At 75.0% G+C, this 1,095-nt stretch carries 1 protein-coding gene; it reads right to left on the minus strand.

Annotation, left to right across the window (positions count from 1 at the left end):
• Nucleotides 1-314 (minus strand): ATP-binding cassette domain-containing protein (locus VR45_RS38880; RefSeq protein ID WP_045944680.1); only part of this gene is annotated, 314 nt, incomplete at its 3' end.
• Nucleotides 315-1,095: the final 781 nt, after the last annotated feature.

The following is a 1,095-nucleotide window of genomic DNA, read 5'->3' on the forward strand; positions in this document are numbered from 1 at the left end:
GTCAGGTCGGGGTAACAGGCGACGGTGTCGCCGACCACCGCGACCCGGGCCCGGACCCGGGGGTCGTTCTCGTCCATCGGGATGCCGTCGAAGACCACAGTGCCCTTGCTGGGGGCGTCGCGTCCGGCCGCGACCCTGAGCAGGGTCGACTTGCCCGATCCGTTGTGCCCGAGCAGCGCCACGCACTCTCCGGCGGCCAGCGACAGGCTCACGGGGTGCAGCACCTCCCGCTCGCCGTACGAGCGGCTGACACCGTTCAGCTGCAGCAGGGGCCTGCGGGCTGCGGGACGTGGTTCGGCGGCGTTCTTGGCCATGGGGGAGGGCGCCTCTCAACGGGTTGTCCGGCCACAGTACCGATCCGCCGGCGCCCATCCGGGTGAGGGTGACGGCCGCCGACCCGCGGCCGTGCGACACCGCGCCCTGGTCGGTGCCGGCGGGGGCTCGCTCCGCAGGCCGGGCAGGCCGCCGCTTCCCGCTGCGGGAGCCGACGCAGAAGCGGTGCGGCATTGCTGCCGTCGTTCCGGTTCACCGCCGCGGCCGGGCCGGGGCCAATCCGGTTCGGGCGCGGTTCCGAAGAACGGGTGCGACGACATCGCGGGCCGCGCTGCGCCGCGGCCCGGTCGGGAGGGGAACCCGTGACCATGTTCGACACCGTCTCCGCCGCTACCTGCCCCGCGGCCGGCCCGTCCCGGTCCGACGACCATCCCGTTCCCACCGAAGAGGTGCCCGCTCCATGACGACCACGGCCTCCCCGACCGCGACGCCGACACCCTTCGTCGACCCCGCGCGCTGGCCGGACGTCGCGCGGGTACCGGACGTGCCGCTGCGAGCGGCCGAACCACCCGCGGGACTTCCTGCACCGGGTCGGCGAGAGCGGCCTGATCGGCTTCGGGGGACCCGCTGACTGAAGCGCTCGGCCGTGGGGGTCGGCCGAAGTTCGCCGAGGCGCCGTCGAACTTCTTCGAGACGGGTCACCGAACTGCTCACGACCTCGGCCGCCACCGGGGCCGGCGCGGACCTGGTCGGGGTGGACGGCCGCCGGGCTGCTTCAGCCCGACGCGGCGGGCGTCGCGTCGTCGATGGGCCACCGGGGCC

Source organism: Streptomyces sp. NRRL S-495 (assembly GCF_000966955.1).
Lineage (GTDB): Bacteria > Actinomycetota > Actinomycetes > Streptomycetales > Streptomycetaceae > Kitasatospora > Kitasatospora purpeofusca.